This is a genomic window from Aeromicrobium sp. Leaf272 (assembly GCF_001422865.1).
In the GTDB taxonomy this organism is placed as follows: Bacteria; Actinomycetota; Actinomycetes; order Propionibacteriales; family Nocardioidaceae; genus Aeromicrobium.
The window spans coordinates 438673-439249 of record NZ_LMMY01000009.1 but is presented as its reverse complement, the minus strand read 5'-3'; the positions used below and the strand labels follow the sequence as shown (position 1 = coordinate 439249).

The following is a 577-nucleotide window of genomic DNA, read 5'->3' as shown; positions in this document are numbered from 1 at the left end:
GATCAGCGAGTGCGTTCGAGCGACGGCTCTGGCGACCGACGGGCCGGAGCGAAGAGGACTTCTGCGTCTCCGGACCCTGGCGGAGGAGTGCTCCCGGCGTCCCGGTTCCGCACTCCACTGGATTGGCGATTGAGGTCGGTCCACCCGTGTGGGGTCGACGGACTTGCCGAGTGGTGTCGTTCTCGCCGACCCGCACGCCAGCCGACGCGTCAACTGCGTGGCAGCATCGGTCGCATGGACCTGACCCTCACCGACGAGCAGGCGAGCTTCCGCGCCCTTGCGCGTGACTTCCTCGACCGCGAGGTCGTGCCGCACCGTGCCGCGTGGGACCGCGCCGAGTCCGTGGACCTCGCGATCATCCCCAAGCTCGGCGAGATCGGCTTCTTCGGTCTCACCATCCCCGAGGAGTACGGCGGGGTCGGCGGCGACTACGTCACCTACGTGCTCGCGGCCGAGGAGCTGGGCCGGGCCGACTCGGCCATCCGCGGCATCGTCTCGGTGTCGTCGGGCCTGTTCGGCACGTCCGTCCTGCAGCACGGCACCGAGGAGCAGAAGCAGCGCTGGCTGCCCGACATCG

The 577-nt window shown here is 69.8% G+C and carries 1 protein-coding gene; it reads left to right on the top strand.

The window, feature by feature from the left end:
* Positions 1–234 precede the first annotated feature (234 nt).
* Positions 235–577, top strand: a 343-nt coding sequence (locus tag ASF38_RS18715; protein WP_235497375.1) for an acyl-CoA dehydrogenase family protein, incomplete at its 3' end; no start/stop codon positions are given.